This window comes from Rhodoplanes sp., assembly GCF_013377085.1.
In the GTDB taxonomy this organism is placed as follows: domain Bacteria; phylum Pseudomonadota; class Alphaproteobacteria; order Rhizobiales; family Xanthobacteraceae; genus Rhodoplanes.
Genome location: NZ_JACAAX010000071.1, coordinates 1 through 18963, shown reverse-complemented (window position 1 = coordinate 18963; position 18963 = coordinate 1). Strand labels below are relative to the sequence as shown.

The following is an 18963-nucleotide window of genomic DNA, read 5'->3' as shown; positions in this document are numbered from 1 at the left end:
CCGTGAATCACAAGCCTCTCACGCTGCCAACAATTTTATGGGTCCGGACCCTAGAGATTGACGTACTCGACCCTCGGCAGCTCACGGCCATCGCCAGTTCATCGAGGTGAATCACGCGGGAGCGAAGTCGAACGTTGCATCGTCTTCACTCGGTCGATCCCGTCACGGCTCTCGCGCGTCCATAAGAATGAAAGCGATTCGACACGGCTGCGTCCCTCGGTTGATCCAGGCGTGGTTCGTCGCCTGCTGAACAAGCACGTCTCCGGCCGAGAAATGCACCTCACCCTCGTCGAGCAACATGTCGATCTCGCCCGACATAATCACGGTATAGTCCAGGGTCTTGGTCCGATGCATCATGGAGTGCCGCGGCGGGAGGCCCTTCTTTGGGGCATGATCCCCGACAGCGCGCATCATCGTGTTCACATCCAACGCGTGGACACGTTCGTTCGTCGGTGGAAATTCGACGATGCGGAAGATCGTCCCGCGGGGCGGCGGCGAAATGCCGACCTTCGTCTGCGCCCAATCGTCCTTCTCAGTGTAAGCGGCGGGCGAGTCGGTGGTGACCCACATCTCACCGGCAGGATTGGGTGAACGGAGTGACTTGAGAGCGACCTTGCCGTCGAACAACGCGACAGCCTTTCCGTTCGAGTCGAGTGCCGTGACGACCCGGCGAACTTCGGGCGTCTGTGCATCGGCGGTGGCGACCGTCAAGCCGACGAAGAGAATGCAGAGACAGAGATTTCGCATGAGTGTCCTCCCTCTTTGTCATTGGACGCGGAACATTAAACGGGTCTTCACGAATGTGCGAATTTGGACGCGCCGCCGACGATCCATCGATGAAGACGAAAAGGATGGCTCGAAACCATTCATTCATCGACCGGCCGCAGATGGTCACCGTGACCAACGAGAGCGGTCCGAGCGCCAGCACAGGACGCCGAAAGACACGCCGACTCGTCGTTGGACATAGCTTCTCTATCAGCGCGGGTGGCGCACCCTGTCACGAGGCACCTCGACATGATGTCGGCCAGTACGGCCAGCTTTGCTGAGATGCACGTCACCCTCCTCATCATCCCCCGACATGGCATCGTTGGTAGTGCGGTCAGAGTTTAACTACCGATTAGGCGGTTCGAGAAGTTCTGCGCCTGAAGTATGCCTGCGGGGCGAGCGAGCGGGTGATTGCGCGCCCGTTGGGGATCGGTCGTACCGCCGGGGGCCAGTATATCCGCCGAGCGGCGGTGATCGGCGTGTCGTGGCTCAGGCGCGGCCGCGCTTGCCTGTCCCTTTGCCGACCGGACGCATCGCGGTTTTGCGGGCACCGGCAGGCTTGGTCTTCCCGGCGCGGAACGGCTTGTCCTGCCGCCATGGCTTTTTTGCTAATTTCGGCTTCTTCGCGGGCGCGGCTGGGTCGTCGCCGGACGGCGTGTGCTCCGGCGCACCGCGCTCTTGGCGGGATTGGCCGCCGGAACGAGCTCTGCCGCCATGCGGCCGGTTCCGGCCGGCGGGCCGGTCGTGCTGTCCGGAGGACGCCTGCGGGCCGTCGGGCATCGGCTCGAGGCGGATGTTTGCTTCCTTGTCGGGCCGGGTGATGGCGGCGGCGAACCGCTCGGCGGCGTCGGCCGAGATCTCGAACTCGCTGTGGCTGTTGCAAATCCGGATGGCGCCGACGACGAGCTTGTCGATGTCGCCGCGGCGGCAGATCATCGGCAGCAGCCAGCGCGCTTCGGCGTTCTTGTTTCGCCCGACGCTAGCGCGATACCAGACGCTGCCGCCCTCGAGGCCCGCGTGCCGCACCGGCCGGGCGTCGATCGGGTCCCAGCCGGGGACGGAACCGTCGGCGCGCGGGGGCGCGACCGTCCTCGCCTCGTCTGTCCTCGCCTCGTCGCGATCACGCCGGGCCCGGCCGGCGCGTTCGCCGGTTCTTTGGCCGGGGTCGACGATGTCCTCGGGTGACGGCAGACCGGCGCGAAGAATCCGGGCCAGCGCCGTCGCGAGCTGCTCGGGGCTTCGCTGTGCGAGCAGCGCCTGCGCCCAGATCAGGTCGTCCTCGCTCGGCTCCTCGGCGAGCCGGGCGTCCTGCAGGACGCGCTCGAGGTCGAGCCGGCTGATCTCCTCCGGCTGGGGCGCGCTGCCCCACACCGCCTCGATGCCGGCCTGGTCGAGCATCGTCTCGATGCGCCGGCGGGTTGCGGAGGGCACCAGCAGGATGCTGACGCCCTTGCGGCCGGCGCGGCCGGTGCGGCCGGACCGATGCTGAAGGACCGCCGGATTGTTCGGCAGCTCGGCGTGGATGACGAGGCCGAGATGAGGCAGGTCGATGCCGCGCGCCGCCACGTCGGTGGCGACGCAGACGCGGGCGCGCCCGTCGCGCAGCGCCTGCAGGGCGAGGGTACGCTCGTTCTGCACCAGCTCCCCCGACAGCGCGACCACCGAGAATCCGCGCTCCAGCAGGGCGGCCTGCAGATGCCGCACGGCGTTGCGGGTGTTGCAGAACACCAGCGCGCCAGGCGAGTCGAAATAGCGCAGCAGGTTGACGACCGCGTGCTCGACGTCGTGCGCTGCGACCCGGATGGCGCGGTACTCGATGTCGGCATGCCCGTTTTCATCGCCGCCGACTTCGATGCGCACGGCGTCCTTCTGGTATTGCCGGGCCAGGGCGACGATGCCGCGCGGCAGCGTCGCCGAGAACAGCAGCGTGCGGCGGTTGTCCGGCGTGCTCTCGAGGATCAGCTCCATGTCCTCGCGAAAGCCGAGATCGAGCATCTCGTCGGCCTCGTCGAGCACCACGGCCTTCAGGCCGGAGATATCGAGGCGGTGCCGCCGCAGGTGGTCGCACAGCCGCCCCGGCGTTCCGACCACGATGTGGGCGCCGTCGGCCAGCTCGCGCTGCTCGCGGCGCGGGTCGGTGCCGCCCACGCAGGAGACGACGCGGGCGCCGGTGTAGCGGTAGAGCCAGGCGAGCTCGCGCTGCACCTGCAGGGCGAGCTCCCGCGTCGGAGCGACCACCAAAGCGAGGGGGGCGGCGCCGGCCTCGAAGCCCTCCGCGTCGCCGAGCAGGTCGTTCGCGATCGCCAGCCCGTACGCGACCGTCTTGCCGGAGCCGGTCTGCGCCGACACCAGGAGATCGCGGCCGACGGCGCCATCGGCGAGCACGGCGGCCTGCACCGGGGTCGGATCATCGTAGTTGCGCTCGGCTAGGGCGCGGGCGAGCGGCGGACGTGTCGGCAGGAATGTCACGGGAGGTCGGACCTTGGTTGGGCAGATGCCACTGTCGGCTCAGGGGCGGGGGACCGAGCCGGTTCGATCCCCCGACATCAGCGATCCGAGGCGGCGACGTGGGTTTCGGCAGCCGTCGACATCGGCGGCCGACATCGACGGCGGATCGGACACCGTGCCCGCCGGAGCCAATGGTGAGACACCCGCGACCGACAGCGAGCCGGCGCACCTGCGCTCCGAAGGGATGTCGGCTAATCTCGCTTGGCTGGATTATCAGGGCTTCACGATCACTCCGGGCGCCGACCATCCCGAGCGCTCGGGTGGCTGCTCGCCGGGCGCCCTTGTAGCAGTCCTTGGTCGTGTCCGCCACGTCCGGCGCAGCACGCCTCGAACAGCCCGGTGTCACGGGGTGCCGGCCATGCCCCGGCCCACGCGCCCTCGGACAGGGGTGTCGGTCGATCGCGGGACAGCCAAGGGGGATGAGGATTGCCGACCTGCGGCCTCAGCGATTCCGATGCAGCTCCAGCCGGAGCGGTCGACCCGCCGAATCGATCCAGTCGGCCCCGAAGCCGTCGAAGGTCCGAGTGGACCGCAGCGGGCGCCCCTGCCATCGATCAGCGTGATCGAGTTCGTGGTGTAGTCCCATCCTGTCCAGCGCGGCAGCCCCCGAGCATCCATTGCAGCGGATAGTCGTTTTCGAGCTGCATGAGCGGGACCTCGGCCGCGTGACGATCAGGAGCGCCTGGCACGTTGCGGCCGATCCCGACGCCGTTGACCAGCACATCGCAGCCGGACACCTCGTTCTTCAGGCCCGTGGTCTCGTCGATCGTCGCGAGGTCGTATGCGACCCTGCGGGCGCCGGTCGTCCTCTCCAGCGCCTGGGCGAGCTCCGCCTCCGAGTGGAACTGGAAGGTCACGGCGTGACCCGTCGCGGAAAACGCCGCGACCTGCGCGCTTGCGATCGATCCGGTGCCGCCGGTGACGAAGACTCTTCACACCGCCGACCTCCTCCATGCGCTTGTCGAAACGTCTGGCCGGCTAAGTCCTGTGAAGGCGGCGCCAGCGTGCCGTCCCCTACGCCGGACGACGGTGCGGATGGCGTGTCAGCCGGCGGCCAGCCGGCGGCCGAGGCGCAGGCCCCAGGCGTAGATGGTCAGCGACGGATTGACCCGGCTGGTGCGGGGCAGGACGCTGCCGTCCGACACGTACAGCCCGGTCATGCCGTGTACGCGGCCTTCCGAATCGACCACGCTCGACGCCGGATCGCGGCCCGTGACCAACGTGCCGACCGCGTGGCCGGTGCCGGCGAGGCCAGTCCACCGGCTGGTGCCGACGAAGCCGGCGTGCAACAGGGCCCGCTCGAAGGCATGGATGCAGGCCTCGTGCTCGTCGCGTGACGGCTTGATCCGGTCGAACTCGTAGTCGAGCATCGGCCGGTGGCCGCGATTGGAGACGACGCGATTGTCGCGGCTCGACCCGTCCTCGGTGGTGACGAAGAAGCCGAGCGCATGGGAGCCGATCATGGCGCTGAAGAACTCCGGCGTCGCCGCCGGGAGCTGGGTCGCGAGCAACTGGCCATCGAGCCAGCCGAGACACTGCACGGTCGAGTGCGGGTGCTTGTCGTTGAAGAAGATCGCCGTCTTGCGCAGCACGTCGTGGTCGCGAAACCGCGAGAAGACGATCAGCGCGCTGTTGAGGTGCATGCGGAAGTTGCAGCCGACCAGCGCGGCGCCGGGCAGCGTCCGGTCGAGCCCGGTGAGGCTGAGATAGTCCTGCAGCAGGCGGGGCGAGGACATGGCTCCGCAGGCGAGCACGACCTTGTCGGCGAAGAAGTAGCTGCCGTCGGTGCACAGCACCCCCTCGACCGCGTCGGGCCGGTCTTCCGCGTGCAAGAAGCCCGTCACCTCCTTGTCGAGGATCAGGCGAAAATTCGGCGCGGTCTCGATGGGGAGGATGAAGTTCTGCTCGGAGTCGCCCTTGTAGCCTGCGACCGAGGCATAGCCGTCGAAATGCTTGGCCTCCTGAGGGTCGTCGACGATCTCCGGCTTGAGCCCGAGCGGCAGCGGCTCCGGCCGCCAGGCCGGATCGTCCTGCACGATCTTGTCGATGACCGCCTGCAGCTCCGGCTCGTTCTTGAACCGGTTGACGTGCAGCATGCGCTCGGCCTCGGCATAGTAGGGCTCGAGCTCGGCGAGGCCGAACGGCCAGCCGAGGCACTGGAAGGCGGGATCTGCCTCGAACTCGTGCGCTGAGAAGCGCAGCAGCGCGGCGCCGTACCACTTGGTCTTGCCGCCGAGATTGTAGTGCTCGCCGGTCGGCACGAAGGGCTTGCCGTGCCCGTCCTGCCACTCGGTCTTGTTCGAGAACCGGCCCTCCCGGAACACGACCAGGGTCGAGAGGGTCATACCGTCCCGCGGCAGTCGGCCGCCCTTCTCGAGCATCAGCACGCGCTTGCCGGCCTTGACCAGCGCATAGGCGGCGGCGCCGCCGCCGGCCCCGCTGCCGACCACGATGACGTCATACCGGTCTTGCATCGGTGTGATCTCCCTTATGGCGGCCCGGCTCGAAGCCGAAAGCGGCCGGGGTGCGCGGGTGACATCGGGATCGATTGTCCGGGTCGCGGCGCGACCGGCCTCTCAGCTCTTGCGGTGCAGTTCCTCGATCAGGTTGGCGACGAGCCCGCTCCAGCCGGTCTGATGCGAGGCGCCAACGCCGCGCCCGTTGTCGCCGCCGAAATACTCGTGAAACCAGATATGGTCACGGAAATGCGGGTCTGTCTGCAAGGTCTCGTAGGTGCCGAACACCGGCCGCCGGCCATTCGCGTCGCGCAGCACGATGCGCAATAGCCGGCGCCGCAACTCGTCGGCGATCTCGCGCAGCGACAGCATGGTGCCGGAGCCGGTCGGGCATTCGATCTTGAAGTCCTCGCCGTAGAACATCCCGAACTTTTCCAGGCTGCGGATCATCAGGTAGTTCACCGGCATCCAGATCGGATCCCGCCAGTTGGAGTTGCCGCCGAACAGGTCGCTGTCGGATTCGGCCGGCGTGTAGCGCACCTCGGCCCGGTAGTCGCCGCAACTGAACTCGTAGGGCTGGTCGAGATACACCCGCGAGATCGCCCGCACGCCGAAGTCGGAGAGGAACTCGCTCTCGTCCAGCATCCGGGCCAGCACGCGTTTCATCCGGAAGGCGCGGGCGATCGCGAGCAGCCGATGGCCCCCGGCGCCGGTCGCATCCGGACGCGACACCAGCGCCGCGATCTCGGGCCGGTGCGCCAGGAACCAGTCCATGCGGCGGGTGAACTCCGGCACGCGCGCGAGCGTCGTCTCGTCGAGCACGGCAACGGCGAACAGCGGGATCAGCCCGATCATCGAACGCAGCCGAACAGGAATCTTACCGCCGTCGTCGCTGACCAGCCAGTCGTAGTAGAACTCGTCCTCGTCGTCCCACAGGCCGACCCCTTCGCCGCCCAGATTGGTCATGGCGCCGCCGATCAGCATGAAGTGCTCGAAGAACTTGGTGGCGATGCCCTGGTAGGCTTCGTCGTCCTGCCCGAGCTCGAGCGCGATGCGCAGCATGTCCAGGCTGAACATCGCCATCCACGAGGTGCCGTCCGACTGGGTGAGCATGCCGTCGACCGGCAGCGGCTTCGAGCGGTCGAACACCCCGATATTGTCCAGGCCGAGGAAGCCGCCCTGGAAGACGTTGCGGCCGCGCGGGTCCTTGCGGTTGACCCACCAGGTGAAATTGAGCAGCAGCTTGATGAAGACGCGCTCCAGGAAACCGCGGTCGCCGGTGCCGGTGCGCGACCTCTCGGTCTCGTAGATGCGCCATGCCGCCCAGGCGTGCACGGGCGGATTGACGTCTGAAAAATTCCATTCGTAGGCAGGAAGCTGGCCGTTCGGGGGTGCATGAACCACGGCCGGCACAGCAGAACCAGCTGCTCCTTTCAATTCGGCCAACGTGCTGGCGATGCCGGACAAGTGGGAATATCCGTGGTTCGCGGCGTGGGATTGGGGCTTCCACCTAGCGACGCTGGCGCTGGTCGATCCACATTTCGCCAAGCACCAGCCGCCGAGCCCGTCCTCGCCCCATCGGTAGGCCCGGCTGCGCGCCGCGTCGTGGGTGAGATACGCCCAGGCGTCGCCGTCGGCGCTGTAGTCCTCGCGCACCGTCCCCCACTGGCGCTCGCTGACATAGGTGCCCCAGCGTCGCCAGGGCTTGGCGCCGGTGTCTGCTTGATGCAGCCGCAGCGCCTCGGCCGTGGCGGCCGGCGACGTCGGTTCGCTCACGAGTAGCTCCGCCGCAGCTTGCCGCGAAAGATCCAATAGACGGCGATCGTGTAGGCGAGGACCACGGGCAGGATGACGATCGTGCCCCAGAACAGGAAGGAGAGCGAGGCCTCGGGTGCGGCCGTGTCGGTGATCGTCAGCGCATACGGGATCATGTAGGGCCAGAACAGCACGGCGAGTGTGAGGAAGGCCATCAGGAAGAACACCGCCGTCATGGCGAACGGCCACCCGTCGCGCCGCCGGCGTACGCCGATCAGGATACCGGCGACCGCCAGGACGCCGGCCAGCGGGAAGACGAGGCCCCAGAGCCGACCGGCGAGCTGGCTGGCGATGCGGTCGGCGATCCCGAGCGTCGCCCCGCTGGCGATCGCCAGCAGGACCACCATGGCGCCCGCCAGCCAGGGAACCAGCCGGTACGCCCGCTCGCGCAGCGCGGCCTCGCTCTTGAGCACCAGCCACGAGGCGCCCAGCAGCGCATAACCGATCGCGAGGCCGACGCCGCACAGCACCGGGAACGGCGCGAGCCAGGCGAAGGCACCGCCGGAATACTGGCCGCCGGTCACCGGGATGCCCTGGATCATCGCGCCGACCGCGGCGCCCTGCACGAAGGCGACCACCGCCGAGCCGAGCCAGAAGCCGAGGTCCCAGATCGATCGCAACCGGGCGCTGCGAGACCGGAACTCGAAGGCGACGCCGCGAAAGATCAGGCCGACCAGGAGGAGCACGACGGGCAGATAGAATGCCGACAGGAACACGGCGTAGACGGCCGGGAAGGCGGCGAACAGCACGGTGGCGACCACGATCAGCCAGGTCTCGTTGCCGTCCCAGAACGGTGCGATCGCCGCGATCATCTGGTCGCGCTCGTGCTCGTCCCGGGTGGTGCCGAACAGGATGCCGACGCCGAGATCGGCGCCGTCGAGGATCACGTAGATTAAGATGGCGACCGCGACGACTGCGGCGAAGAACAGGACGAGGGTCGAGTGCTCCATGACGGTCACTCGCCGGCCTTCACGTCGCCACCGGCGGCGCTCGCCGCCGAGCCGGCGAACGCCATGGGGCGGCTGCCGGCGGTGACGCGCGGGCCGGGACCGCTCTGTGTCGGACCGTCGCGCAGCAATCGATAGATGTAGTGCGCCCCGAATCCGAAGACGATCAGGTAAACGGTCACGTAGATGGCGAGCGACATCATAGCCGTCTCCGTGGCCAGCGACGGCGTCACCCCGTCTCGGGTGCGCAGCAGACCGTAGACGATCCAGGGCTGGCGGCCGACCTCCGCCGTGTACCAGCCGGCGATCACGGCGACAAAGCCGGTCGGGAACGACAGGAACGCCGACCACAGGAACCAGCGCGCGGTCTCCAGCGTGCCGCGCCAGCGCAGCGCCAGCCCGAGCCAGGACACCACCAGCATGACGAGCCCCATGCCGACCATGATGCGGAACCCGAAAAACGGGACGAGCACCGGTGGTCGGTCCTGCTCGGGGACGCTGTCGAGGCCAATCTCGCGCGAATTCCAGGTGCCCGAGGCGATGAAGCTGCCGAGCCGCGGCACCTCCAGCGCGAAGAGGTTGCGCCCGGCCGTCTCGTCGGGAATCCCGATGATAACCTCGGAGGCCGGCTGTTGCGTCGTCCAGCGCGCCTCGATGGCGGCGAACTTCACCGGCTGATGGGTATGCACGACATCGCCGGTCCGGTGTCCGACACCAATCTGCACCGGGACGAGGATCGCGGCGAGCGCCAGCCCCCAGTTCAGCATGACACGCGCTTCGTCGCGGTGGGTGCCGCGGAGCATGTACCAGGCGCCGGTCGCGATCACCGTCATGGCGGTGGTGAGAAACGCCCCGAGCAGCATGTGCGGCCACCGCCAGCGCACCACCGGCCCGGTCGTGATGGTCCACCAGTCGGCTGGGATCACCTTGCCGTCGACGATCGCGTGGCCGAGCGGAACCTGCATCCAGCTGTTGTTGCATATGATCCAGAACGACGACGCCATCGTCCCGAGCGCCACCATGCAGCAGGCGAACAGGTAGAGCAGCGGCGGCACCCTGGCGCGGCCGAGCAGCATGACGCCGAGAAAGCTCGCCTCCAGGAGGAATGCGGTGAACGACTCGTAGGCCAGCAGCGGGCCCTGGATCGGTCCCATCTTCTCGGCCATAGCGCTCCAGTTCGTTCCGAACTGGAAGGCCATGACGATGCCGGAGACGACGCCCATCCCGAACGATACCGCGAAGACCCTCAGCCAAAAGTCGAACACCCGCCGGTAGACGGGATTGCCGGTCGCGAGCGCCATCCCCTCGAGCGTGGCGAGCCAGGCCGCGAGGCCGATCGTGTAGGACGGAAAGATGATGTGGAACGTGACGACGAAGGCGAACTGGATGCGCGACAGAATGATCGGGTCGAGGTCCAATCCCATCTCCTTGCCGGTCCTGTCGCCGCGACGACTTTACTGATGCCACCGCTTTCGGGCGGCCCCGGCTCGCACCGGGCGGGTCTGTCGCGCATCGTCGCCCACGGCACGACGCAGACGCTCTCAACCCGGCTGGATGCCGACCTTGTCCTTTGGAAAGCGGGCAATGACGGCGGGATCGATATTGAGATGTTGCGCGACCAGCTCCGGGGGCGTGTGGGTCAGCCAATTGGACAGGTCGACCTCCTGATACTCCGGCGCCTTGAAGATTATCAGCACCTGGAGATCGTCCGTTCCGGTATTCTGTATGTAGTGGCCCTGGTTCTTCGGCACTACGCCGACGTCGCCCGGGCGGAAGTCGAAGGTGCGGGCCCGCGGGCCGGCGTCGAACACCGTCATGCGGCCCTGGCCCTTAATCCAGTACTGCCATTCGTCCGCGTTCGGATGCCAGTGCATGCGTCGCAACGCCCCCGGCTTGAAGGTCTCCAGCGCGGCCGTGATGGTCTTCGAGGCTCTGAAGGTGCGGCTGTCGGCGAGATAGATCGTGCCGCTGTCGTTCTGCTTCACCGGCTTGGTCCCGGTGAGCGAAAAGGTGAACGGCTCCGCCGGGGCCCCGCCGGACGCCACCGCCGCCTGTGCAGCGGCGAGCGGACCCGCCTCCTTGCCCTGGAAGATCCACAGATCGTGCAGCGGGATGTTCTTGAATGTCTCGGCCGGCACACCGAAGTTTTGCGCGAGAATTTCCGGCGGCGTGTGGGCGATCCAGTCGGTGAGCAGGAGCGTGCTGAATTCCGACTGTTGAGCGTCGTCGAAGACGAGCAGGAATTCGCAGCCGTCCGGGCCGAGGCCCTGCAGCGCGTGCGGGCAGCCTGCCGGAAAAAACCACAGGTCGCCCACGCCTACGTCCTGCACCGTCGCGCGACCCTCCTGGTCGAGCAGCGTGACCCGGCAGCGGCCGCTGGTGACGATGCCCCACTCGTTGGCGAGGTGCCAGTGCAGCTCGCGCACGCCGCCCGGACCCAGACGCATGTCGACGCCGGCAACGTCCTTCGAGGCCGGAAATTCCGCGATGGTCACCTGGCGGCCCCAGCCGCCCGCCTGGATGCGCTTCGGCATGATGTTGAAGGACGACCACAGCATCGGCATGGTGCCGACGTCAGTCGGGGGAGGGCTCTGAAACGACGGCAATTGACCGGCGAGCGTCGGATTTTGCGGGCCGGGCGTGGATAGCGCCCCCGGGGTCGAGTTGATTGCACCCTGCGGAGGCTCGTCGGGATTGCCGAACGATGCAGCTCCTGCACCGCCCGATGCTAGGGCGGCGCTGCCGACCGCACTCAGGACCAACATTGTGCGGCGAGAAAGATCGTCCATTGTTCCTCCTGCGCGAACAGAATCTCCGAGGGCCGGCTCGTCTGGTCGGCGGTCGCGGCTCCGGCGCAGGAGAAGGTCCCGGTTCCCGGAGTCTGCCTCGCCGTTGACGACGGGAAATCTCTTCACGCGTTCTCCCAGGTGAGGGGTCAGCCGACCATGGCGGCAAGGGGTAGTAAAGTAACGGCTTCGCGAGCAGCCGGGCGGATCAGCCGGGTTCGACTCGGCCGCCTGCCGACTATGCGCCGAGCAGCCAGATGAACAGCCCCACCGTGGGCAGCGACAGGATCGTGCTCCAGAAAATGGTCGAGGCGATCTCCCGCTCCGCCGCCCGGAACTGCACGGCCAGGATCACACAGACGACGGCGCTCGGGATCGCCAACGAGATCACGGCCTCCTTCATCTGATTTTCCGAGATCACCCCCAGCGGCACGACCGCGGCCCAGACGGCCGCCGGAACCAGGACGTTGCGCGACAGCGTCGTTATGGCGATCGGGACGCTGACCATCACGCGCTGGCTGTACAGCGTGATTCCGGACGAGAACAGGGCGACGCCTGCCGTGGCGGCGCCCAGGAGGTCGAACGACTTCATCAGCGCTGTCGGCAGCGGAATCTCCAGCAGCACCATGACGAAGCCGAGGAGCGGCCCCCACACCATCGGCTCTTTCAGCGTTGCCACGATCTGCGCGGGGAGGCTGACGGGCGGCCCGCTCGCATCGCCGCGTCGCGCCGCGCCGGCGGCCAGAAGCATCATCGTGACCGGGATATGGAACACTACCAGCACCAGCGAGCTGACCGCGACCGAGATTGAGGCGACCGACGGGCCGAACAGATAGCCCAGCACCGGCAGGCCGACGAAACCTAGGTTGGGACACCCGATCGCGAGCGCCTGCAGGGCCGAGCTCATCAGATCGCGGCCGACCGCATAGCGTGCGATCACGAATGGGATCACGTAGCTCGCGAGCAGCGAGAGTACCAGCACCGCCGTCAGCGCGGTGTGGCCGACGAGCTGTGAGCGCGGCGTCGACAGGATGCCGGTGAACAAGACCAGCGGAAGCGCGTAAATCATCACCATGCGATTGAGGACACGGGCCCCGTCCGCATCGAAGTCCTGGTGCCAGGCCGCCACCATGCCGAGCACCAGCGTGACGACGATCGGAAGCATCGCGTTGAGGATGGTCGATATCATGGTTTCGCGCGCTCCGCCTCTGCCTCGCCCTGCGCCACGAGCATGATCGCGTGCTCGTCCGGGTCGCGGACAACGGCGGCCCTCCGGCCGCTCTGCGACGTCACCACGCCCGGCGACACAAAACGCACGCCGGCCCGCTCCAGTCGCCTCACTATCGCGTCGAGATCGTCGACCGCATGCACTTGGCGGACGGCGGCGACGTCGTTCGACCGAACCTCTGCGGCCGCCACCCGGCCTAGCGGTGTCCGATAATGCAGGAGCTCCACATGGGGGGTGGCCACGGAGGCGGGCTCGAGCGCCACCACATCCACGGCGCAACCGGTCAATCCATCGAGGCGATCCTGCTCGGGTCCCTGGTTTAACGACCGGCCGCCGATGCTGAACCCGAGCAGCCCGCTGTAGAAGGCGATGCTGCGGTCGACATCCAACACCGAGATCGCGGTGTGATCATAGCCGAGAATGCCGGGTCCCGGGCTCTGGTGCCAGACGGCTGCGCCGACGCCCTCCGGGAACGTGATCAGCTCGAGCGGATGCCCCTCCGGATCGCGGAACTTGAAGGCGGACACGCGGCCCGTGTTCGGTGGCAGCAGCACCGGCCCGCCGTCGGTGATCGCCCCGAACGATCCGCCGGCGAGCCGCTCCCGCGCCGCGGCGATGTCGCGGCAAACCAGGGCGCAATGTTCGAACCACAGATCAGTCGAGGCGCGCTCGGCCGGATAGGCGAGCCCCGGCGGATCGAAGGCGACGAGCTCGACGGTCATGGGTCCGATCGCGACGTCGATCGCGCGCGCCGTGGTGCGCGGAGTCAGCCCCAACAGGGTGTTCCAGGCCGGATCGCTCACGGTGTGCTCGGGCCCGATCTCGAGGCCGAGCCGGTCACGATAGAACGCGGCCGTCGCCAGATCGGCCACCGTGATGCTGATGCCGAGGAGCTGGGTGACGGCCATGTCGTCTGCCCTTCGCCGGATGCCCCGGTTCCGTCAAATGAGTGCGGAGAAACGCTGGATCGTGCTGCCGATGGTCTGAATGAAACCGCTCGCATACATCACGAAGATGAGCCCGCCCACCAGGCCGAAATTTTTGAAGAAGTCCCAGATGTGCGGATATCCCTCGCTTTGCGCCGACCAAAAGCGCGGATAGGTCCAGAACGGGTGATAGACGAGGCCGGTCACGGCGCAGTAGCCGGCGAGAACGAAAGCCGCAATCCCGTCATAGAACCTGAACACAATCATCAGCGGCGTGAGCAGCTCGCAGATCATCGCCAGGATCAGGAGCACCGGCCCGCCGGGCAGCCGGCCCGAGCTCGCTTGCTTCAACGCGCTGTTCCAATTGATGATCTTGTCGAGGAAGCTGAACGGAAAGATCCAGACGAGGAAGATTCTCGCCAGCAGCGGCAAACCGTCGCTGATCAGCCAGTCCATTTCAGGCCTCCTCTTCCAAGCAGGCAGCCTCTCATGAATCTGTGAATTGGCGAATACCCCCCAAAGCGATAAGCAAAAATCATGCTGCGACCGACATCGAGGCGACAGGACCAAGAGGTTGCGACGTTGGGATGCACGTTAGAGAGCCGGATTTTCAATGGCAGTGGCACCGTCATGCCCTGGGGGGCACCCGGCGCCCCTGCGGAGCCTTTACGGCGGCAGATCGCTCGGCGCGACGGTCTTTCGCCGTCGCCGCGCCCATGATCGGCCGGGACACCATGGCGCATTCGCTCGATCGAGACCACGGTAGCGCCTTCACAATCCACCGCGACGACTTCCGCGCCGTGCTGGGCCCGCACTTCCAGCGGCATGTGCTGATCGAGACGAACGCCCACGAGGGGCCGGTCTATGTCGCGGCCGAGCATGCACTCTACTTCACCACCGTGCCCGAGCCTGGGCCCAAAAACATTGCCATCATGCGTCTGCAGTTGGATGGCGACACGTTTCCGTTTCGGGCGAAGGCCCTCGACGTCGTTCAGTACCCGTCGAGCATGGCTAATGGCATGACGCTCGACCGCGACGGCGCGCTGGTGATCTGCGAGCAGGGCACGCGGGACGCCTCGGCCCGCATCAGCCGCATGGACCTGAAGACGCGCGGGATCGAGACGGTGGTCGACCAATGGCGCGGGCTTCGCTTCAACTCGCCGAACGACGTGGTGGTGAAGAGCGACCGCACCGTATGGTTCACGGATCCGAACTACGGCGAGATGCAGGGCTTCAAGGGAGCGCCGGAGATCGGCGCTTATGTCTATCGGCATGATCCAGCGACGGGCGAGACGACGGTGGTCGCCGGCGGTTTCGACAAGCCGAACGGGATCGCGTTCTCGCCGGACGAATCGGTGATCTACATCACCGATTCGGGAGCGATCCAGGCGCCCGCGACCTATTTCGTCGAGCGGCCACACCATGTCCTCGCCTACGACGTCAAGGACGGCCGGCACCTGCGGAACCAACGCCTGTTCGCGGTCGTCACGCCCGGCTGGCCCGACGGCATCAAGCTCGACGTGCAGGGACACGTCTACACCTCGTCGACGACGGGCGTTCAGGTGTTCACGCCGGGCGGCGACCTGATCGGCGAGATCGCGAGCGCCCATGTGGCCAACTTCACCTTCGGCGGCCCGGACCACGACGTGCTGTTCACGTGCTGCGACAAGCAAATCTGGCAGATCAAGCTCGGGATCGCCGGCGTTCGCCGGTGGTGACCCGATCGCAGAACGGGAAGGAAACGATGGAACGGTTCCAGACACGGGGAAAACTGATCGCCGGCGTTTCGTTCGACATTCCCGGCATGGGCTACAAGGACCTGCGAACGGGGGTCGTCGAGGGCTTCGAGCCCGATCTGGCCAGGGCGATTGCCAAGGAGATCCTCGGCGCGTCGGATCGCGTCGACTTTCATCAGGTGCATGACGCGGAGCGCATTCAGGCCCTGCAGGACGACGTCGTCGACATGGTGATTTCTCAGCTGACGATCACGTCGGATCGTGAGGAGCAGGTCACGTTCTCCATTCCCTACTGCGTGACGCGAGAGGCGATTCTCGTCCCCACAGGAAGCACCATCAAGCGATTCGAGGACCTCGCGGGCAAACGCATCGCCGTGACGGCCGGGTCGGTTTCGATCCGCCGGATGCAGGCGTCCCTGCCGTCGCTGCCGGGCGCGACCCTGGTCGTCACCCCGTTGAGTTTCGGGAACCTCGAAGCTGTCGCGAGGGGCGAGGCGGACGCGGCGTCGAACGACATGATCAATCTGACGCTCATGCGGAAACGGGCGGAGCACCCCGATCACTACGAGATCATCGATATCGGCGACAGATTCGACCCGAAGCCCTTCGGCGTCGCCGTCAAGAAGAGCCGGCCCGCGCTCGCGGCGCGGCTGAACGAGGCGATCGAAAGCCTGAAGGCGCGCGGCGAGATCAAGGATCTGCTCGATGCGGCGCTCGCCGGCATGAGCCGTCGGACAGCCCCTTCGAGCTGACCGTGCATCACTTTGAGCATTTCCGGCGGAGACCCTACCGCCGGACCACTTCCGACGCGCTCGCTTGCTATGTCGCTATGGAGCGCGCGCGCGAGCGGCGCCACGGCCGCCCAGCTACACCGCACCGGTGACGGGACCTCCGGCTCATGCTTTATGCTCCACGCTCCATGCTATCGTTATCATCCCTATCTAGGCACTCAGAAATATGTCTGCGTGCCCGTAACGAGGAGCCGTATGACGCCGGTCGTGTCACCCACTTCATTGCAGAGCGCGCCGGAGCGAAAGCACGGCATCGCCTTGCATAGGTTTGGGAATGGAGCTCCGCTTGTGCTGCTGCACGGCGGCCTCGGCTCGTCGAGACACTGGCAGACAAACATCACGGCACTAGCGCATCATTTCGAAGTGCTGGCGATTGATCTACCGGGTTTCGGCGACGCTGATGACGTCGAAGCACTCGACGGCGAGCCGTACGTGAAGCGGGCGGTCGCCGCGCTCGCTACAGCGGTCCCGGCGCGGCGCTTCGGCCTTGCAGCGTTCAGTTTCGGCAGCGTGATCGCCACAGCACTCGCCCGGGAATCGCCGGACCGCGTGGCGCATCTCTCGCTGCTCGCGCCGGCCGGCTTCGGCGCTGTCCCGAACGGACGTGCGATCTCACTCTTGCCGCTGCCGCCCCGCGACACCGATCTGGCTGGCTTCCGGGCCGCCGTAGCCCACAATCTCGGCGTTACGATGCTGGCTCGCGCGCCCGACCCGAACGATCCGGTAGTCGACCTGCAGATCGCGAACATCGCCCAGGCCCGCTTTGACAGCCGCAAGGTCAGCCTGCTCGACCGGTTGCCACGCGATCTCGCCGGCACATGCTGTCCGGTCCAGGTAATCTGGGGCGAGCGCGATGCGCTCGTGCATCCTTCTGTCACGGGGCGCATCGAACTCTGCCGGGCGGCGCGGCCGGACGCCACCGTTATCGAAATCCCGGACGCCGGTCACTGGGTTCAGCGGGAAGCATCCACCCAGGCCGAAAGTCTACTGATCCGGTTCCACTCAGGCCGAGGTCTATTGGACGGTCCCGGGCGCTGAAGGTCCTGTCATCTAGGTGGCCGACCCGACGTTGGCTGGGCAGAACCATCAATTCGGCCGCTAGCGCCAGCGGTCGGCCAGTTGCACGCTGTCGATATATGACGGCTCGATCAACGTCCGAAGGTGCGTAGGCGGTTTGGTGCCCACACGCGAGGACTGATCAAACGACGGTGTCGAGGCTCGGTCCATTACTAAAGCAGGAGGCCGTACATCCGCTGATCACAACGTGTAGCTGAGCGAGTCCATCTCAGAATAGACCTGGGTCGCGCCGCCGAGTTGGCCATCGAAGGTGCCGCGCAATGCAAAACCTCGGCCGACCTTCAGCTCGGCACTGGCCGACACGAGGGCGCTATCCCGGGCCGACGCGGCGCCGACCACCGTGAAGCCGGTCCCCCGGCAATTGACCAAGGCGGCCGCGAGGGCTCGGAACGAATCGGCCGCGATCCGCAAGCTACTCGACCTCTGTGGGCGTGAGGTCCCGAATCGTCCGCACCGGCGCATCGCGCTCTGGGTCGCCCCGGCGGATCAACAGCCATTGTTGTTGTGGATCAGGCCGCCCAATACACCCGCTGCATCGCTCATTTGGATCGAGGAGGTGTGCAGTCGGCCCACCCCGCCCGCTACTTGGTCGAGGTCCTCGTTCGTCAGCTCTTTGGGCATGAGCGGCAGGACGAAGTGAAACACATTCTCCGTGTTCTCCACCATGCGCACTTGCAGCCCTGCAGGGAGCTCCACCCCCTCGGCCTTCAGCGTCGCCACCGGGTCGGACAAGAGCTTCTCCTTGAAGCTGTCGTCCGTCCACGCCTTGCTGATGATCTCGATCCGCTTCCTTTCGAGCTCGTCGTTGGTCATCGGACTCTCCGCTGTTGGTATGAGCACGGACGAAAGCGGCTTCTTCCGTCCTGAAGCGCAAGGCTGCGTGTGGACGGGAGTGTAGCTTAATGGCCGGTTCAGCGCACCTCCACTCGACGGCCCAGCGTCTGCTCCAGCCCCAGCAGGGCCATCCCGAACGCAACCCGGATCTCAGCCATTGGAAAGTGCTGGTCAGTTCGCGCGATCAAGGCCTAGAAGCGTTTCGCGCGTGGTTCCCGACTTCCCTGTATGCGGACAGCGGTATCGGCGACGTCGTCGTCAGAGCCTTCTCGGATGAAGTGATGCGCGCGATCGCACGGACAAGCTGTCCCTTGCCGGTGCCGGCGCCGCAGAACTGGGGTGCACGAATGATGAATCCGGGCGCCAAGTGCAGACTGGGACGACAGATCGCGGTCAGAAGAATGGTCAAGAAGGTGGACTCGTCGGCAGCGGGCGGCGTCGTCGGGTCGACGACGCTCCCGGTACGCGCTTTCGTGGTGGCGGCGTCGGCGAAAGGAAACGTCAGGAAGGCGGAGCGCAGGTGGCCAAGCGCCTGTTTGGCCTGCTTCTCTGACGGACGCTCTGGGACGGACGGCGAGTCCATGCCGACACACCAGAGTCGTGTTGCGGGATCGGAGCCTTGAGCTACGCGGATCGAGCCGTCATCCGCCGCTTGTCAGGAAGGTCCGCTCGCCCTCCTTGCCGTTGGCGTTGGCCAGCGACGTCGGTCACGGCTTGACGTAGCTGGTGGTCTTGGGCTTCGCGGTTTCGCCAGGCACGCTCGATGATGCCGGGCGGAAAACCTTGCGTCCCGGGCGCCGGAATAGAACGGCACGTTCAGAATGACGACCTTGATCCTGGGATTGTCGCCAGCGGCGATCATGGTGGTGACGCCGGGCTGCGCCATCGCGGCCGTAACGGCATCTGGTAGTCCTCGGCTCGCTGCAGTGGATTCGTCTCGTGCTGCGGCACGCCGTCGCTACAACCGTAGCTGCGGGTGGTCGTAGACCAAGGCCGAAATGCCGGCTGCCTGAAAGCGCCGTCGATGTAATTCTCCCTGAGAGCCTGACTCGAAATTCGTCCTTTATCGACAGGGCCTGGCGAGGCGGCGGGTG

At 66.5% G+C, this 18963-nt stretch carries 17 protein-coding genes and 1 pseudogene; 3 read left to right on the top strand and 15 right to left on the bottom strand.

Annotated elements, in window-relative coordinates:
* Positions 1 to 162: 162 nt before the first annotated feature.
* The 12 genes and pseudogenes from HXX10_RS28185 to HXX10_RS28130 form a co-directional block, all read right to left on the bottom strand.
* Positions 163 to 747, bottom strand: coding sequence for a cupin domain-containing protein (locus HXX10_RS28185; RefSeq protein ID WP_296526711.1), 585 nt, complete (start codon positions 745 to 747; stop codon positions 163 to 165).
* A gap of 507 nt (positions 748 to 1254) precedes the next feature.
* Complete coding sequence (locus HXX10_RS28180) at positions 1255 to 3234, bottom strand: DEAD/DEAH box helicase (protein WP_296526709.1); 1980 nt, start codon at positions 3232 to 3234, stop codon at positions 1255 to 1257.
* 593 nt (positions 3235 to 3827) lie between these two features.
* Positions 3828 to 4130, bottom strand: a complete 303-nt coding sequence (locus HXX10_RS28175; RefSeq protein WP_296526706.1) for a hypothetical protein — start codon at positions 4128 to 4130, stop codon at positions 3828 to 3830.
* Between the two features lie 186 nt (positions 4131 to 4316).
* A complete protein-coding gene (locus HXX10_RS28170; RefSeq protein WP_296526704.1) occupies positions 4317 to 5747 on the bottom strand; it encodes a GMC family oxidoreductase in 1431 nt (476 codons plus the stop codon).
* A 102-nt stretch (positions 5748 to 5849) separates the two neighbouring features.
* Positions 5850 to 6374, bottom strand: a complete 525-nt coding sequence (locus tag HXX10_RS28165) for a hypothetical protein (RefSeq protein WP_296526714.1) — start codon at positions 6372 to 6374, stop codon at positions 5850 to 5852.
* Between the two features lie 909 nt (positions 6375 to 7283).
* A pseudogene (locus tag HXX10_RS28160) lies at positions 7284 to 7466 on the bottom strand (hypothetical protein); the annotation flags it as partial.
* 35 nt (positions 7467 to 7501) lie between these two features.
* Positions 7502 to 8494, bottom strand: coding sequence for a cytochrome d ubiquinol oxidase subunit II (gene cydB / locus HXX10_RS28155; RefSeq protein ID WP_296526703.1), 993 nt, complete (start codon positions 8492 to 8494; stop codon positions 7502 to 7504).
* Between the two features lie 5 nt (positions 8495 to 8499).
* Positions 8500 to 9909: a cytochrome ubiquinol oxidase subunit I gene (locus HXX10_RS28150; protein ID WP_296526702.1), complete on the bottom strand. Its 1410-nt coding sequence runs from the start codon at positions 9907 to 9909 to the stop codon at positions 8500 to 8502.
* 123 nt (positions 9910 to 10032) lie between these two features.
* Positions 10033 to 11280, bottom strand: a complete 1248-nt coding sequence (locus tag HXX10_RS28145) for a cupin domain-containing protein (protein ID WP_296526701.1) — start codon at positions 11278 to 11280, stop codon at positions 10033 to 10035.
* A 235-nt stretch (positions 11281 to 11515) separates the two neighbouring features.
* Complete coding sequence (locus HXX10_RS28140) at positions 11516 to 12466, bottom strand: AEC family transporter (protein WP_296526698.1); 951 nt, start codon at positions 12464 to 12466, stop codon at positions 11516 to 11518.
* The gene (locus HXX10_RS28135; RefSeq protein WP_296526696.1) at positions 12463 to 13413 is read right to left on the bottom strand and encodes a VOC family protein; all 951 of its coding nucleotides are present in this window, start codon (positions 13411 to 13413) and stop codon (positions 12463 to 12465) included. The genes HXX10_RS28140 and HXX10_RS28135 overlap by 4 nt, the downstream gene beginning before the upstream one ends.
* Before the next feature lie 33 nt (positions 13414 to 13446).
* Positions 13447 to 13887: a DoxX family protein gene (locus HXX10_RS28130; RefSeq protein WP_296526695.1), complete on the bottom strand. Its 441-nt coding sequence runs from the start codon at positions 13885 to 13887 to the stop codon at positions 13447 to 13449.
* A gap of 260 nt (positions 13888 to 14147) precedes the next feature.
* Between HXX10_RS28130 and HXX10_RS28125 the strand changes: the two genes are divergently transcribed.
* The 3 genes from HXX10_RS28125 (at position 14148) to HXX10_RS28115 (ending at position 16996) form a co-directional block, all read left to right on the top strand.
* Positions 14148 to 15149, top strand: a complete 1002-nt coding sequence (locus HXX10_RS28125; protein ID WP_296526694.1) for an SMP-30/gluconolactonase/LRE family protein — start codon at positions 14148 to 14150, stop codon at positions 15147 to 15149.
* A gap of 26 nt (positions 15150 to 15175) precedes the next feature.
* Complete coding sequence (locus HXX10_RS28120) at positions 15176 to 15919, top strand: transporter substrate-binding domain-containing protein (protein WP_296526691.1); 744 nt, start codon at positions 15176 to 15178, stop codon at positions 15917 to 15919.
* Between the two features lie 327 nt (positions 15920 to 16246).
* Positions 16247 to 16996: an alpha/beta fold hydrolase gene (locus tag HXX10_RS28115; RefSeq protein WP_296526689.1), complete on the top strand. Its 750-nt coding sequence runs from the start codon at positions 16247 to 16249 to the stop codon at positions 16994 to 16996.
* A 219-nt stretch (positions 16997 to 17215) separates the two neighbouring features.
* Here the strand turns inward: HXX10_RS28115 and HXX10_RS28110 are convergent, their stop codons facing one another.
* The 3 genes from HXX10_RS28110 to HXX10_RS28100 all read right to left on the bottom strand — a co-directional run bounded on the left by HXX10_RS28110 (position 17216) and on the right by HXX10_RS28100 (position 18452).
* Positions 17216 to 17446 (bottom strand): hypothetical protein, encoded by a 231-nt coding sequence (locus HXX10_RS28110; RefSeq protein ID WP_296526687.1) that lies wholly within the window; start codon positions 17444 to 17446, stop codon positions 17216 to 17218.
* Positions 17447 to 17521: 75 nt separating this feature from the next.
* Positions 17522 to 17848, bottom strand: coding sequence for an NHLP leader peptide family RiPP precursor (locus HXX10_RS28105; RefSeq protein WP_296526685.1), 327 nt, complete (start codon positions 17846 to 17848; stop codon positions 17522 to 17524).
* A 205-nt stretch (positions 17849 to 18053) separates the two neighbouring features.
* Complete coding sequence (locus HXX10_RS28100) at positions 18054 to 18452, bottom strand: hypothetical protein (protein ID WP_296526683.1); 399 nt, start codon at positions 18450 to 18452, stop codon at positions 18054 to 18056.
* Positions 18453 to 18963 lie beyond the last annotated feature (511 nt).

Bases quoted from the DNA above. Each gene is read 5' to 3' on its own strand.
- HXX10_RS28100 (WP_296526683.1), bottom strand. From the start codon at position 18,452: ATGGACTCGCCGTCCGTCCCAGAGCGTCCGTCAGAGAAGCAGGCCAAA.
- HXX10_RS28170 (WP_296526704.1), bottom strand. From the start codon at position 5,747: ATGCAAGACCGGTATGACGTCATCGTGGTCGGCAGCGGGGCCGGCGGC.
- HXX10_RS28135 (WP_296526696.1), bottom strand. From the start codon at position 13,413: ATGGCCGTCACCCAGCTCCTCGGCATCAGCATCACGGTGGCCGATCTG.
- HXX10_RS28140 (WP_296526698.1), bottom strand. From the start codon at position 12,466: ATGATATCGACCATCCTCAACGCGATGCTTCCGATCGTCGTCACGCTG.
- HXX10_RS28185 (WP_296526711.1), bottom strand. From the start codon at position 747: ATGCGAAATCTCTGTCTCTGCATTCTCTTCGTCGGCTTGACGGTCGCC.
- HXX10_RS28145 (WP_296526701.1), bottom strand. From the start codon at position 11,280: ATGGACGATCTTTCTCGCCGCACAATGTTGGTCCTGAGTGCGGTCGGC.
- HXX10_RS28105 (WP_296526685.1), bottom strand. From the start codon at position 17,848: ATGACCAACGACGAGCTCGAAAGGAAGCGGATCGAGATCATCAGCAAG.
- HXX10_RS28120 (WP_296526691.1), top strand. From the start codon at position 15,176: ATGGAACGGTTCCAGACACGGGGAAAACTGATCGCCGGCGTTTCGTTC.
- HXX10_RS28130 (WP_296526695.1), bottom strand. From the start codon at position 13,887: ATGGACTGGCTGATCAGCGACGGTTTGCCGCTGCTGGCGAGAATCTTC.
- HXX10_RS28165 (WP_296526714.1), bottom strand. From the start codon at position 6,374: ATGCTGGACGAGAGCGAGTTCCTCTCCGACTTCGGCGTGCGGGCGATC.
- HXX10_RS28125 (WP_296526694.1), top strand. From the start codon at position 14,148: ATGATCGGCCGGGACACCATGGCGCATTCGCTCGATCGAGACCACGGT.
- cydB (WP_296526703.1), bottom strand. From the start codon at position 8,494: ATGGAGCACTCGACCCTCGTCCTGTTCTTCGCCGCAGTCGTCGCGGTC.